The sequence below is a fragment of the Neokomagataea thailandica NBRC 106555 genome (assembly GCF_001598495.1).
GTDB classification, from domain to species: domain Bacteria; phylum Pseudomonadota; class Alphaproteobacteria; order Acetobacterales; family Acetobacteraceae; genus Gluconobacter; species Gluconobacter thailandicus_A.
In genome coordinates this window covers 24,563-39,702 of the sequence record NZ_BCZB01000011.1, presented here as the reverse complement: position 1 = coordinate 39,702, position 15,140 = coordinate 24,563, and the positions used below count along the sequence as shown (strand labels likewise).

Sequence of the window (15,140 nt, the reverse complement as noted above, 5' to 3'; positions counted from 1 at the left end):
CACGGCCACGACAACGACAACCACCCCCAACACAGCATCATACCCCTCACATGGTACAAGACAGTTTGGCACATTCGTTCATGAACTTACGACAAAGCTCAGTGTCAAGAGCGCAAGAAGCCGCACTTCGTTTTCTGCTCCTTCATAAAAATGCAAAAAGAATCCTCGAAAAAAGCCCCCCAAATCGCTTGCGAATGGATTGTATGTTCGGCTTGAAGACCTTATCAATCAAAAGCGATGGCTTACCGTAACGCAGGGCAACACACCCGCCGCCGCTCCAACTCACGCCCAATCTTGAGCGAGGAAGAACTCCACGCTGCGCACGGCGTGACAACGCGCACATCACGTGTCAGCCGTAGTTGCTGCGCGGCGCGTCTTGTTTTTATTCTGATATTCACATTCTGGATGGGATGCATTCAATCCCTCCTCATCCGTCTGCCCGGCAGCGCTAAAATACACTTAGCGCGCCGCTACTGGGCCGGTGTCTCGCGTATTCTTGGGCTTCATGTCCGTGTTGTAGGCCAACCTGCAGGCGGCATCCGTACGGCCAAAGACGTCAAAAACGGCCAACGCCCCGTCGTGTACGTTGCCAACCATACATCATGGCTGGATATCGCCACGATGGGCGGCGTCATTCCCACCGTGTTCGTCGCAAAGGGAGAAGTGAGCGGCTGGCCCCTCATCGGCACGGTCTCTCGCCTTGGGCGCAGCATCTTCGTCAGTCGCAACCGCCAAAATACAGGCCGTGAACTCGAAGATATGTCTCAACGCCTGTGGCATGGGGATGACATCATGCTCTTCCCAGAAGGCACCTCCACAGACGGTACACGTGTTCTCCCTTTCCTCTCATCCTTCTTTGCCATCGCAAAGCCGGGACGACTGGAACAAGCAGGCATGGCAACACCTCCGCCCGTCCTCATCCAGCCCGTCTCCTTAGTATATGACCGCCTCGAGGGCTTGCCCGTCGGCCTTATGCGCCGCAAAGTCTTCTCATGGTTTGGGGATATGGACCTCGCCCCTCATGTATGGGCCTTTGGACAATGGCGCACAATGCGCGCCACGGTTCTCTTCCATCCCCCCCTAGACCCTGAACAATTTCGCTCCCGCAAAGTCCTCGCACGTGAGGCCTATAATATCGTCGAAAACGGTGCGACGGAAATTCGCCGTGGCCGTGTAGGCCGCGCACCAGGCGGAGAAGCGGTCATCGGCGAGAATCGTCCGTGACGCGCAGAAGCACGTTACGAACACACTCCCGCAACGTTTTTACAAAACGGGTGAAGTTTGCCTTGACTCATCCCCCCTCCTCCCGTCAGTCTCATGCTTGAAAACGGCGCAATACTGCGGCCCTTGAGGCAAAGGTGACCCCGATTCAGGCCTGTACATCACCCCCTTATTCCACGCGCAAGAAGCGCTATGGACAGGATGAAGCCTTGATCGAAAGCGCTTCGCCCACCATAACGCCGCAGACTTGCATGTTCCACGTGCCACGCCCTCACAGCGCCGCTTGGACATTCAGCACACACAAGCCTGTTTTCACCTTTTCTGGACCACGATCTTGAGCGCCGAGCTGACCACCACTCCTTCTGCCACCCGCCCCCGTCAGGGCCTGCACGTCATTACGTGGGGCTGCCAGATGAATGTCTATGACAGCGCCCGCATGTCTGACGTTCTACGTCCCTTGGGCTATGCACCGGTGGAAACCGCAGAAGATGCCGATATGGTCATCCTCAACACGTGCCATATCCGTGAACGCGCAACAGAAAAGGTCTTCTCAGAACTCGGCCGTCTGCGCAAAATCCGTGACGAACGGATGCAGGAAGGCAAAAGCCGCACAGTCATCGCAGTAGCAGGCTGCGTGGCTCAAGCCGCAGGGGAAGAAATCCTCTCCCGCGCACCTTATGTCGATCTGGTGCTTGGCCCACAAACCTATCACCGCTTGCCGGAAATGGTCGCCCGCGCATCCCGCGCTGGCGGCGCTGTCATTGATACAGACTTCCCAACAGAACAGAAGTTTGACTTCCTGCCAGAGCAAGCCGCACCACAAAGCACCGGCAACCTTACCGCCTTCCTGACCATCCAAGAAGGCTGCGATAAATTCTGCTCTTTCTGCGTTGTGCCTTATACGCGCGGCGCTGAAAGCAGCCGTCCAGTTTCTTCAGTCGTGGCGGAAGCACGCCGCATGGTCGCCTCGGGCGTCCGTGAAATCACCCTACTGGGCCAGAACGTCAACGCCTATCACGGCCTAGACGACCAAGGCCGCAGCACCACATTGGCGGAACTCGCAGCCCTGCTGGCGGATATTCCCGGCCTAGCGCGCATCCGGTACAGCACCTCCCACCCGCGCGATGTCGAACAAACCTTGATCGACGCACACCGAGACATCCCAGCCCTCATGCCATTCCTGCACCTCCCGGTACAGAGTGGCTCCGACCGCGTGCTAAAGGCCATGAATCGTGGCCATACCGCCGATGAATACAGAGAGAGCATCCGCCTCCTCCGTAAGGCACGCCCAGACCTTGCCCTATCCTCCGACTTTATCGTCGGCCATCCCGGCGAAACGGAGCAAGATTTCCAAGACACGATGCAGTTGATCCGCGATATCGGCTTCGCAAGTGCCTATAGCTTCAAATACTCCCCACGCCCCGGCACCCCTGCCGCAGGCCAACCCCTGCAAGTGGCAGAAGACATCAAAGACCGGCGCTTGGCGGAGCTTCAGGCCCTGCTGCGTGAACAGCAGGATGCCTTCAATGAATCGCTGGTCGGCACGGTTCAGGATGTGCTGATCACCGGGCTTGGCCGCAAGCCGGGCCAACTCGCAGGACGTTCCCCGTACCTGCAACCCATCCATTTTGACGGACCGGCTGAATTGATCGGCCAGATCGTGAAAGTGTCCATCACCATCCGCCGCACGAACTCGCTCGGTGGCGTCCTGACCCGGGAGACAGCCCTCGCTTGCTGAATACCTCACCGTCCCGCTCCGCCGCCCCCATGTCTGAGCCACAGGCAAACCCTGCTGGCCATGGGGGAAATACCCGCACCATAGCCCTTCGCTTTAATGACAACATCCTGCTGCAACGCCTGTTAGGTGACCATGACCGTCACCTCGTGCGCCTTGAAGCGGGTTTTGATGTCCGCCTGTCCTGCCGTGGCAATAAAATTGCCATCACAGGAGAGGACGGCGCCGTCAGCAGGACCCAAGCGGCCATCATCGCCCTCTATAATCACCTTGAGAGCGGCGCACAGATTGATGGTGCCCAGATTGACGGAATCATCCGCCTGACCGCACTCCCCAGCCGTCAGGACAAGCCGCGCACCAATTATGGCGAGGCACCTGCTCCCACAGCAGAGCATAAACAGCACGAACGCCCACGCCACCAGCGCAACCACCCGCAGCAGCGCCAAAACGGGCCATCACGCCAGAATAACGCGTCCCCACAAGCGGCGAATGCACCCTTTGGTGACCTGCCCGCCATCCGCACAAAGCGCGGCGTCATTGCCCCGCGCTCACACGGACAGGCCGCTTATATGGAGATGCTCGGGCGTACCGATCTTGTCTTCGGCATTGGCCCTGCGGGTACGGGTAAAACCTATCTTGCCGTAGCCCAAGGCGTGAGCATGCTACTAGCCGGACAGGTTGACCGTATCATTCTCTCACGCCCCGCCGTTGAAGCCGGTGAAAAACTCGGCTTCCTACCGGGTGACATGCGTGAGAAGATCGACCCCTATCTTCGCCCGCTTTATGATGCATTGCATGATATGATGCCGGGTGACCAAGTCGTGCGCCGCATGGGCACGGGCGAAATTGAAGTCGCCCCCCTCGCCTTCATGCGTGGCCGTACACTGGCACACTCATACGTCATTTTGGATGAAGCCCAGAACACGACGCCAGCACAAATGAAGATGTTCCTTACCCGCATGGGTGAAGGCACACGCATGGCCGTGACGGGTGACCTCAGCCAGATCGACCTTCCGGGCGGTGTATCCTCCGGATTACGAGAAGCCGTCGAAACCCTTGATGGTCTCAAGGGAATTGGCGTAACTCATTTCTCCTCACAAGACGTTGTGCGTCACCCCTTGGTGGCGCGCATCGTTGATGCCTATGAACAGAAAGCGCCAGCCACCCGTGACAATGTCCGGGACCGACTGCGCCGGGAAAGCAATGGAACCTCCAAGTCCCCACGCCGCTACTGATATTATCATCGAAGACGCCCGATGGCGGGCGGCAGTACGCAATGCAGAACGCACCATTTGGCGCGCGCTCGCGGCTGTCGCCCGGCAGGGTGGACCCGACTTCAGCAGCGGCCCCGCTCCTTCTATCCTCCTTTCAAGCGATCGTGTGGTCAAACGGCTCAATGCGCGTTTCCGTAACCGCAATAAGCCAACCAATGTCCTGACCTTCACGGCTGTGGCCCCGGGCCATGGCGGTGATATCATTCTGGGCTTTGAAACCGTCGCACGAGAGGCACATGCCGCAGGGCGCTCCATGCGTGCGCATCTGTCACATTTGGTGATGCACGGCGCCCTCCACCTTGATGGCCATGACCACCACCACCCCGGCGAAGCACGGGCGATGGAGAGCCTTGAAAGCAAAGCACTACGCTCTCTTGGCTTCGGTGACCCATGGAAGAACGGAGGAGCACGCCAATGACGGATGATCAAACCGAGCGCTCTTCGGATGACAGCAAACGCAACGGCCAAAGAAGCGGACTGTTCAACATCTTCAGCCGCCGTGGACGTGAACAAGGACTGCGTGACTCTATCGCCACCCTCGTTCATGAAGCGGCACAACCCGCAGATGATTCAGACATAGAGCCCGAGCTTGATCGCCAAGAGCGGTCATTGATCCTCAATGTGCTACGCCTGCGTGATATTACGGCGGATGACGTCATGATCCCGCGCGCGGATATCATTGCCATGGCTGAGCATATCTCGCTGGAAGATGCCCTTGCTCTCATGCGGCAAGAAAACCATTCCCGCATGCCCGTTTATCGCGGGCAGTTGGATGATATTGCCGGCATGATCCATGTAAAAGACTTGGTCGCTTACGTGGATGACCCCGCAGCGTTCGACATTCGTCCTCTGCTACGTCAGCCCTTAATGATCGCGCCGACCATCCCCGTGCTTGATCTCTTGCTGCAAATGCGTCAACGCCGCGTTCATATGGCGCTCGTGATTGACGAATATGGCAGTATTGATGGCCTTGTCACGATTGAAGACCTGATCGAGACCATCGTTGGTGACATCGCTGACGAGCATGATGACCCCGTCACAGCGCTCTGGACCGAACGCCCTGATGGATCCGTTGACCTCGATGCCCGCCTCCCTGTCGAGCAGTTAGAGGTGCGTTTAGGTGCCGTCTTGACGGATGCTGAACGTGAAGCTGAAATTGAAACCGTTGGTGGACTCGTTTTTCGCTTAGCCGAGCACGTCCCGGCGCGTGATGAAATTTTAACCCATGAAAGCGGGCTAGAATTTCGTGTGCTTGATGCTGATGCACGCCACATCCGCTCGTTACGTATGCGCGTTCCAGAAAGCTGGGAGCACCGCCCCATGCCAGAACGCCACCCAACAGAGGATGACCGTAGCGCATAAAACAACCATCCCCCCAACGCCAGAGACGGCGCAGGGGGATATTCAGCCCATGCTCTGATCAGCTAAGGGCTTGACGCGCAGGGGACTGCGTGTGTCATTGAAACTCTCTAAGTTGCTTATGACCCCTCCTCACCCTGCGGGTCTTTTTCGGCAAGGGAACTACCGCCTTATGTCCTTCGGTCGCCGTGCGTTTTTATCCACTCTTCCGGCCAGTGCTGTCGCGCTCGGGTTCGGTGCTAATATCGCTCAAGCTGATACAACCCTGCCAGCGAATGACCCGCGCCTTGCGCCACGCTTTCTGGGCCACCCCGATGCCCCCATCCATGTCGATGAATGGTTTTCATTGACCTGCACCCATTGCGGCCATTTCGCAGAGACCGTCTTTCCAGAAGTCAAAGCCAAACTGATCGACACGGGCAAAATTTGCTACCGCTTTCATGATTTCCCCTTGGACCAACTCGCCCTCCTTGGGGCCATGGTCGCCCGTTCCCTCCCCGCAGACCGCTATTTCCCGTTCACGGATGATCTGCTCCGCACCCAAATGCAATGGGCCTTTGCGCGCGATGTTGACCCTGTTGCTGAGCTCAAAAAACATGCCGCTCTCGCTGGCCTCTCCGGCCCTGAGGTTGATGCAATCAACGCAGACGAAGCACTCCGTCAGGCGATTGTAGCACGCCAAGATAAAGACCAATCTTTCTTAGGCATTTCCGGCACACCTTATTTCCGCATCAATAACACCCCGGCGGACAGCACAATCGGCTTAAGCTATGATGCCTTCACAACTGCTCTCGCAAAGGCGCATTGATATGACCCATTCTCCTGCCCTGACCCGCCGCTTCCTCCTCGGCGCAGCGCCTGCCGCCACCCTCTTGGGTACCACCGCACGCGCACAAAGCACCACCGCGCCAAATGTGCTGGCACAGCGCATGAGCCCACGGATTATTGGCAACCCGAATGCCAAAATCCTCGTGCAAGAATGGTTCTCGTTCACCTGCACCCATTGCGCCCATTTCGCAACGGAAGAGTTTCCCGAAATCAAAGCCAAGCTGATCGATACCGGTAAAATCCGCTATCAGTTCCATGATTTCACCGGGGACCAAGTGGGCCTCACAGCCGCCATGATCGCCCGCGCCCTGCCTGAAGAACGCTATGTTCCTTTCTTGGAAGCGCTGTTCTCTAGCCAAATGCAATGGGCCTTTAGCCGCGATGGTGACCCCATTGACCGCCTGAAGCAAATCTCTGCTCTCGCCGGTATTTCCTCCAGCGAATTTGACGCGATCCATAACGACATGGGCTACATGCAAGCCGTGTTCGAACAAGTCAAAAAAGACGCAGACACCTATAATATTTCTGGCACACCCTATTTCCGCTTTAACAACACAGCGTATAGTCAAGATCCAGAAACCTACGACAAATTTGCCGACCTCGTCGCCAAAGCGTCCTAACTGATTTGAAAATCCACCCCACACCGCATGGCTTCATCTGACACGACGATTAGCCGCCTCACCATCAGCGGCTTCAAAAGCTTTGCGGATGAAGTGCGGGTTGACATCCTCCCGGGGCTGACCGGCATTGTCGGCCCTAATGGCTGCGGAAAATCCAACGTCGTCGAAGCCCTGCGTTGGGCAATGGGTGAAGCATCTGCTCGCGCCCTACGAGGAGGCGAGTTAGATGACCTTATCTTCGCGGGCACCAACGCCCGCGCTGCACGCAACCTCGCGCAAGTTACCCTCCATATCGCCAACGCACGCGGCCTTGCCCCCGCTCCATTCCATGAGGCTGATGAGCTTGAAGTCACGCGTAAGGCCGAGCGCGGGTCTGGCAGCGAATACCGCATCAATGGGCGCGTTACCCGCGCGCGTGATGTACAAACCCTTTTCGCGGACCTTGCTTCTGGCGCGCGTAGCTCCGCTATTGTCAGTCAAAACCGCGTCGGGTTGCTCATTGCTGCCAAACCCGAAGAACGACGCCTCCTCTTAGAAGAAGCCGCTGGCATCACCGGCCTCCACGCCCGCCGCCATGATGCTGAACTGAAACTCCGCCAAACCGAAGCCAACCTCGCCCGCGCAGAGGATTTGCGCCTCCAGCTTGAAGAGCGGCTGGAGCAACTGTCTGAGCAATCCGGCCAAGCCAAAATTTATCGTGAACTCTCAGAGCAAATCCGCACACTCGAAGACCAGTTGCATTGTTTGCTCCATGCCCGCGCCAATCGTGCCGTGCAACGCAGCCGCGATGACCTTGCCCGCGCCAAAGAAACCTTAAAACAAGCCGAACAAGAACTCGAAAAAGCGCAGATTGCGGAATTTCAAACTAGAGCCGCTTTGCCCGCAGCCCGTAAAGCCTGCGAAGATGCGCGCTCCACCGTTGAAAACCTCCGCCTTGAAGCCGAGACAGCACGTCACGACCTCAACCGTGCACGTGAGACCGCAGCCAGCGCGACTGAACGTTTACAAACAACCGAAGCAGACCTCACCGCTCTCACCACCCGCCTTCAAGACAGCCAAAACACCGAGCACGAAACCCGCGAAGCCCTCGCCGCCTACGAAAACGAACGCCAAAAAGCACCAACGGAACATGCTGCTTTATCTGCGGACGTCACCCGCCTCATGGCAGAAGAAAACGCTCAACAACGCGCTTACGATACCGCCCAGCGGCATTATGACCTTGAAAGCGTACAACAAGACGCTGCACGCACTGCACTCTCAGCCCTGACGACACAATTAGAGCAAGAACGCCACACGCTAAACAACGCTGAACAAGAACGCGCAGAGTTGCAGAAACAATGCGAGAATGGCCCTCCGCTCGAAACCTTACAACACCGCGTAAATGAAGCCGTCGCCGCTGCAGAGACCGCTCGTCACGCAGAACACACGACCCGCCAAGCCGCACAAGACGCACGCCTGACCCGCGAACAAGCGTCCCGCGCGGTCCAAGATGCACGCCAACAAGAAAGCACGTTCCAAAAGACCTTACACGACCTTCAACAACGCCACGTCACCACTCAACAACGTTTGACCCAAGACCAAGCCGCCCACCATGACGCCGTTTCTGCACAACTCACCCCCGAACAAAAAGCGCAATTAGCAACCACGCTCGAACAGGCAAAAGCGGCCCTTTCAACACACCAAGCCGCCGAAAATAGCGCCAATATGGCTCTCGACACACTTAATGCCCGTTGGGTCCAAGCCTGCGCAGCATCCGAGGCCGGATCACAACGCTATACAGCCCTCAGGCGTGCTCTTGATGACGCACAAACACACTATGAACACAGCCAAAAACGCCACGCCGAAGCAGAACAACACGTTGCCCACTGCCGCACGGAGCAGCCTGACCCTACGCTGCTTGAGCAAGCCACGCACGCCGTTCACACTTACGAGCAAACCCTCACATCACTGGAAGAGCGCCTTTCTCACGCTGAAACCGCCCTTACAACCGCTCACAAAACGACTGAAGATGCCCAAACAACCGAGCGTATGGCCGAGGCCTCTTTACTTAAGAAACGAAGCCAAGCCGAAGGCCTCGCTCAAAGCCTCAAAGACACAGCCCAAGAGCCTCATCCTCTTATTGATGCACTATCCGTCCCCAGCCACCTCACTCATGCCGTTGCAGCGGCCCTAGCAGATGGGATCGACGCATCCCTCGCCCCGGACGATATTCCCGCCACACGCCGCTGGCGCTGCCTACCACAAGCCTCTTTTGATACACCCGACACAACGCCACTCCACACAGCACTCGCCAGCCTCACCCCACTCAGCGCACTGCTCACCTGCCCCGACGCTACGCGCCGCTGCTTTGACCATATCCTTCTCCTGCCAAATGACGCAGACGGCCCTAGCCTCCAAACACACCTCCACCCCGGGCACTCTCTCGTCACCACAAAAGGTGCATTATGGCGCTGGGACGGATATCATCGTGCGGCCTCAACACAAGACCAAAGCGCCGTCTTGCTCGAACGTCGCCGCAACCTCACCGCCCTAAAAAAAGAGATAACGGCAGAGGAAGCGTGCCTTCCTGCGCTGCAAGCACAAACCCATACAGCACAAACAGAACTTAAAACTGCGTCAGACACTCTCACAGCCCTACGCGGCCAACGCAGCATAGAAGAACATGCCCTTAGCCAAGCCAGAACAACTGTAGCCCAACACACCCAACTCAGTACCCGCGCTGCGGATCGCTTAGAAGCCGCCGTACAAAAGGCCGAAGATACCGCACGCACCCTACAAGAAGCACATTCACGCCTAAACGCCGCGCAAACCGCCTATCAGAACCAAAAACCACCAGAACACCTCAAAGCCGCAGCCGATGCGCTCGCACAGGACGTTCAAACCGCTCAAGCCACACTCAACACATGCCGCCAAAACCGCCAAAACGCCCAGACCGCACTCGAACATGCACAGCATACGCATGACCAAGCCTTCCTGCGCCACCGTGCTGCCGAAGACCACATGCAGCGCCTCACAGACAGCATCACCCGTACTCAAAACGACCTGACGGCTCTGACAAAAGCGCTGGACCTCCATCAGGCAACACCACGTCCAGATATTACGGCTCTAGAACACGCTGCTATACACGCCGAAGCACACCAAAAAAACGCGCAAAAAACGGCACAAAACGCGGCTCTGCACGCATCCTCATCACACACTATTGCCCAAACCATCCGTGCAGAATTCAGCAAGCGGGAACATATCATCACCACCGCTTCAGCCCGCCTCGCGGTCTTAACGCCCCATGCCATGCAACTCCGCAGCACATACACACGCTTACGAAGCGAACACGCCGCCCAAAGCACAGCCTTAACGCAACGACCAGACCTTGCTGCACTCGCCAACGCACAAGACACAGCCCTCGTCGCACTCACCGCCGCCAAAGACGCACATCATCAAGCGCGAGAAGCCCTCACGGCACACACACATGACGCCGTGCGCCGGGAAAGCGCCATCACCGCCCTACAGACCCGCCTAAACGACATCACACACCAAATCCAAACCACCGCAGAACAACACACCACCCTCACTGAACGCGTCACCGCACTCCGCGCGGAACACACCAGCGCCCGTGAAGAACCAAACATCATCGCCCACAGCTTAAAAAAACGCGAAGAAGCCCTGCACCACGCAGAAACACTCTTAGAAGCCGCTCGCCTGCATGAAACTGCCGCTGAAGAAAAAGCCCGTACATCCCAAGACCGGCTTCGCCTGCTTGAACACACACTCTCTGAAGGCCGCGCAACACTTGCGCGCTTGAGCGAACGTGCCGAACAAGCTGCCGCAGCGCACGCAAAACTCCATGCTGAGAGCGAAGCCCCAGACCCACGTACACCCTACCCACAAGACCTGTCCGAAAACGCCGAAACAACAACCCGCCGCCGCCTCACCCGCCTAACGCGTGAACGTGAAGCCCTCGGCCCGGTCAACTTACGTGCCGATTTAGAGTATGAAGAAGCCCGCACCACAGCAGAAACCATCGCCCGTGAACACGCCGAGCTCACACACGCCATTGCTCGCCTGCGCGGTGCCATCGGCAGTATCAATAAAGAGGGGCGTGAGCGCCTCACCGCCGTTTTCGCCATGGTGGACCAACATTTTCAGTCACTCTTTGCCCGCATGTTCGGCGGTGGACGTGCCCATCTTGGTCTCGTCGGCAGCGATGACCCCCTTGAAGCAGGCCTCGAAATCTTCGCGCAACCACCGGGAAAAAAACTCTCAACCTTGTCGCTGCTCTCCGGCGGTGAACAAGCGCTCACGGCCCTCTCACTGATCTTCGCAACATTTCGCTGCAACCCTGCCCCTATTTGCGTCCTCGACGAGGTCGATGCCCCATTGGATGACGCCAATGTCGAACGCTTCTGCACGCTACTCACAGATATGACGAAAGAAGCCGGCACGCGCTTCCTCGTCGTCACACATCATCAACTCACGATGGCCTATATGGACCGCCTCTACGGCGTCACCATGCAAGAACGAGGTGTAAGCCGTGTACTCTCCGTTGACCTTAAACGAGCCTCCGCCATGATTGACGGAGCATAATCTTCTGCCACAACGTCATTTTCCGCATCGAAATTTGACGCTGCTGCGTTTAAGTCCTTTGATACTCACTTAACCATGAAAGAGCCCATCATTTTCGACACCCTGCCCTTCACCCCCGAAGCTCTCGCTCGAATCCAAGATCATGGGATTCGCGTGGTGGGAGACGTGCATGGTGATCTCAACGCTTTTCAACACGCCGCGCGTACAGATCGGTTTGTTCTGCAATTAGGGGACCTCGTTGATCACGGCCCCGATAGTGTCGGCGTCATGGAACTGATGCTGGATTTATTGGAACAACAGCGCGGCCTCTTTATCCTCGGCAATCATGACCGAAAACTGGGCCGCGCCTTAGAAGGGCGCCGCCTCCGCCGTGATCCACCGCTGGAAGATACCCTCCAAGCCTTCAGCCGCCCCGAAAACGCGACGTTGCGTGAACAGACCTACAACGCCATTGCTGCCGCCCCGGCATGGGTACGCTTTGGCCGTTCACTCTTCGTCCATGGGGGCTTTCATACCGCCATGCTCATGGAACCCCCACCACCGGGATTGGGCGATATGTCCGCCCCACTCTCCCGTGCCCTTTTTGGTGAAACCACAGGCCGCCTTCAGCCTGATGGCTACCCAGAACGCCGCCTGACATGGATTAACCGTATTCCCGCAGGCATGACTGTTTATGTCGGGCATGACCGCCGCTCCACCGATGGCCGCCCATGGCACCGCACCGGACGCCTTGGCGGCACGGCCATCTTCACAGATCTTGGTGCCGGAAAAGGCGGACACCTCGCTTGGATTGACCTCAACTCACCCTAATTTTTGCCGGAGGCCCCACTTCATGACCACAGACCGCAACCCAGCCTTGGCCGAACTCGAAACCCTACGCGCCAGCATTGATAATATCGACGCCGCTCTCATCCACATGCTGGCCGAACGCTTCCGCTGCACTCAGGCCGTCGGTGAGCTCAAAGCCCGCGCGTCATTCCCTGCTGCTGATCCTGCCCGTGAAGCCCGCCAAATTACGCGCCTACGTGAACTCGCGCATAACGCGCATCTTGATCCCAATTTTGCTGAAAAATTTCTCGCCTTTGTCGTCAAAGAAGTCATCCGCCATCACGAAGCCATTGCGGCCCAAAGCAACACGCCAGCAAAGCCCAACACATGATCCGGCATCTCCTTCTTCTCCGCCACGCTGAAGCAGGCCCTTACGCCCAAACAGAAGAAGGAGACCGTGCCCGTGCACTCACCGCACGCGGAATCCAACAGGCAACCCAAACGGGCGCAACACTCAACGCGCTATCCTCACACCACGCGCTCAACTGGTCCGACCATCGTGCGCGCATCATATGCAGCCCCTCCACCCGTACACGACAAACTGCCGAAATTGCACTTCAGCATAGCGCCATACACCACCCTCCCATCGCCTTTGCAGACAGCCTCTACAGCGCAACAGATCAGCATTTACTCGATACGATCCAAACGGTTGAGGAACCCATCTCAACCCTCATGCTCATCGGGCACAACCCGGCCATCAGTTCACTCGTACACACACTCTGCGGCGCAACCCTCCCGGACAGCGCCAGCGAAATCCTCATGGCAGGGTATCCCCCGTCCAGCCTGTCACTCTTTTCCACACAAGAAACATGGTACGCTCTGCGCCCCTCTCTTATGTCTTTTCTGAGCGCCCATAGCGCATAACACCATAGACATGTCACACAAGGGCTCTGGCCTTTCCACCCTTCTTCACGGTATGAAGACAGTAACTCGTTTCACCCGGTGAATATTTTCTTTTCGAGACAGCCCCGCGCATTACGAAGAAACATTCCCCCGGGTCTTTCTGTGTTTATGTCTGCTCGGTGGTGCCATGCCTAAAACTTCATCCGCTTCCCTCAGCGCCCATAACAAGACGCGGGACCTCCCCGTCCTAAGCGGCACCGTCGGCCCGGACGTGGTCGATACACGCAGCGTCCCCCGTGAGTTTGGCGTTTTCGCATTCGACCCCGGCCTCATCGCTACAGCCACCTGCACCAGTTCCATCACCTATATTGACGGCGATAAAGGGACCTTGCTGCATCGCGGCTACGCCATCGAAGACCTCGCTGAACACTCCACCTATATGGAAACAGCGTTTCTTCTGATCTATGGTCACCTGCCAACACAAGCAGAGTCCGATGCCTTTTTAAAAGACATGGCGAAGCACCGTTACTTAAACGAACAGGTCCGTAACTTCTTCAACGGCTTCCGCCGTGATGCTCACCCTATGGCCATTTTATGCGGCACGGTCGCGGCACTCTCCGCGTTCCATCATGACGGCCTCGATATTGCAAACCCACAAGACCGTGACCTCTCAACCCGCCGCCTCATTGCAAAAGTCCCTACCATTGCGGCATGGGCATACAAATACTCCATCGGTGAACCTTTCGTCTATCCGGACGAAAAACTCTCCTTTTCTGCCAACTTCCTCAACATGCTGTTCGCGCGTCCCGGCAATCATTACAAAGTAAACCCTGTCCTAGCCCGTGCTATGGACCGTATTTTCTTGCTCCATGCTGACCATGAGCAAAACGCATCCACCACCACCGTCCGTATTGTTGGATCAACCGGCTCCAACCCTTATGCCTGCATCTCCGCCGGAATTGCCGCTCTGTGGGGACCCGCACATGGCGGAGCCAATGAAGCCGTGCTCGCCATGCTCGAAAGCATCGGTACGCGTGAAGACATTCCCGCCTTCCTTGAAAAAGTCAAAAGCCGTGAAAGCGGCGTACGCCTCATGGGCTTCGGGCACCGGGTTTACCGCAATTTTGATCCCCGCGCGAAAATCATGCAGGAAACCTGCCATGAAGTCATCGCGGAACTCGGCCTAGAGCGTGACCCTCTGCTCGACCTCGCCATGGAGCTTGAGCATATTGCACTGTCAGATGACTATTTCATCCAACGTCGCCTCTACCCAAATGTGGACTTCTACTCCGGACTGATTTTAAAGGCGCTCGGCATCCCCACTAATATGTTCACCGTTCTCTTTGCTGTCGCACGTACAGCAGGCTGGGTCAGCCAATGGAACGAAATGCTCAATGACCCCGCCGCCCGTATCTTCCGCCCACGCCAACTCTATACCGGATCAGAACAACGCAACTTCACCCCAATAGAAGAACGAGGTTAACTCCCCGTTCAGGACGTGTCTCTACGACTGCACTATAGAAACTCTTTTCTTTATACGTTATAATGTAGCAGGTGGCGTGCTGTGACACGGTGTAATTCTCACAGCCGTAACACCCCTCGGTTTCGAAGGGGAGTGCCATGCCGGGTTACTGTGAGGCCCGGCCAGTACGCCATCACCACTCTCTCAATTTTTATAATAGAAACCCCTTTTAAAATACCGTAAGAATCCTCTCCGTGCGCTGTGACACGGTGATAATCTGCCTGCCGTAGGACCGACTCTTCGGAGCCGGGATCGCTATGAGGGGTTCCCGGCAGGCCCCTCCAGCGCATCATTATCTGGCACAATCCCCCTCACACTATTCCTAGGGG

General features: G+C 57.1%; 12 protein-coding genes. All 12 read left to right on the top strand.

Annotated features, from left to right (window positions below; genetic code table 11):
• Positions 1 to 237 precede the first annotated feature (237 nt).
• Positions 238 to 1,224, top strand: coding sequence for a lysophospholipid acyltransferase family protein (locus tag NTH01S_RS05190; protein ID WP_068170512.1), 987 nt, complete (start codon positions 238 to 240; stop codon positions 1,222 to 1,224).
• 331 nt (positions 1,225 to 1,555) lie between these two features.
• Positions 1,556 to 2,959, top strand: a complete 1,404-nt coding sequence (gene miaB / locus NTH01S_RS05185; protein WP_245642194.1) for a tRNA (N6-isopentenyl adenosine(37)-C2)-methylthiotransferase MiaB — start codon at positions 1,556 to 1,558, stop codon at positions 2,957 to 2,959.
• On the top strand, positions 2,953 to 4,191 hold the full coding sequence (locus tag NTH01S_RS05180; protein ID WP_370664300.1) for a PhoH family protein: 1,239 nt from the start codon (positions 2,953 to 2,955) through the stop codon (positions 4,189 to 4,191). Before miaB ends, NTH01S_RS05180 begins: the two co-directional genes overlap by 7 nt.
• Entirely contained in the window at positions 4,160 to 4,648 is a 489-nt protein-coding gene (ybeY, locus tag NTH01S_RS05175; protein ID WP_068170510.1) for an rRNA maturation RNase YbeY, read from the top strand. Before NTH01S_RS05180 ends, ybeY begins: the two co-directional genes overlap by 32 nt.
• On the top strand, positions 4,645 to 5,592 hold the full coding sequence (locus NTH01S_RS05170) for a hemolysin family protein (RefSeq protein ID WP_068170503.1): 948 nt from the start codon (positions 4,645 to 4,647) through the stop codon (positions 5,590 to 5,592). Before ybeY ends, NTH01S_RS05170 begins: the two co-directional genes overlap by 4 nt.
• Before the next feature lie 169 nt (positions 5,593 to 5,761).
• The gene (locus NTH01S_RS05165) at positions 5,762 to 6,397 is read left to right on the top strand and encodes a thioredoxin domain-containing protein (RefSeq protein ID WP_068170544.1); all 636 of its coding nucleotides are present in this window, start codon (positions 5,762 to 5,764) and stop codon (positions 6,395 to 6,397) included.
• A 1-nt stretch (position 6,398) separates the two neighbouring features.
• The gene (locus NTH01S_RS05160; protein ID WP_068170499.1) at positions 6,399 to 7,037 is read left to right on the top strand and encodes a thioredoxin domain-containing protein; all 639 of its coding nucleotides are present in this window, start codon (positions 6,399 to 6,401) and stop codon (positions 7,035 to 7,037) included.
• 27 nt (positions 7,038 to 7,064) lie between these two features.
• Positions 7,065 to 11,618, top strand: a complete 4,554-nt coding sequence (locus NTH01S_RS05155) for an AAA family ATPase (RefSeq protein ID WP_068170497.1) — start codon at positions 7,065 to 7,067, stop codon at positions 11,616 to 11,618.
• 75 nt (positions 11,619 to 11,693) lie between these two features.
• Positions 11,694 to 12,428 (top strand): metallophosphoesterase, encoded by a 735-nt coding sequence (locus NTH01S_RS05150; protein ID WP_068170494.1) that lies wholly within the window; start codon positions 11,694 to 11,696, stop codon positions 12,426 to 12,428.
• A 22-nt stretch (positions 12,429 to 12,450) separates the two neighbouring features.
• Positions 12,451 to 12,777, top strand: a complete 327-nt coding sequence (locus NTH01S_RS05145) for a chorismate mutase (protein ID WP_068170491.1) — start codon at positions 12,451 to 12,453, stop codon at positions 12,775 to 12,777.
• On the top strand, positions 12,774 to 13,310 hold the full coding sequence (locus NTH01S_RS05140; RefSeq protein ID WP_068170489.1) for a SixA phosphatase family protein: 537 nt from the start codon (positions 12,774 to 12,776) through the stop codon (positions 13,308 to 13,310). Before NTH01S_RS05145 ends, NTH01S_RS05140 begins: the two co-directional genes overlap by 4 nt.
• 166 nt (positions 13,311 to 13,476) lie before the next feature.
• A complete protein-coding gene (locus NTH01S_RS05135; RefSeq protein WP_068170485.1) occupies positions 13,477 to 14,772 on the top strand; it encodes a citrate synthase in 1,296 nt (431 codons plus the stop codon).
• The last annotated feature ends 368 nt before the right edge of the window (positions 14,773 to 15,140 follow it).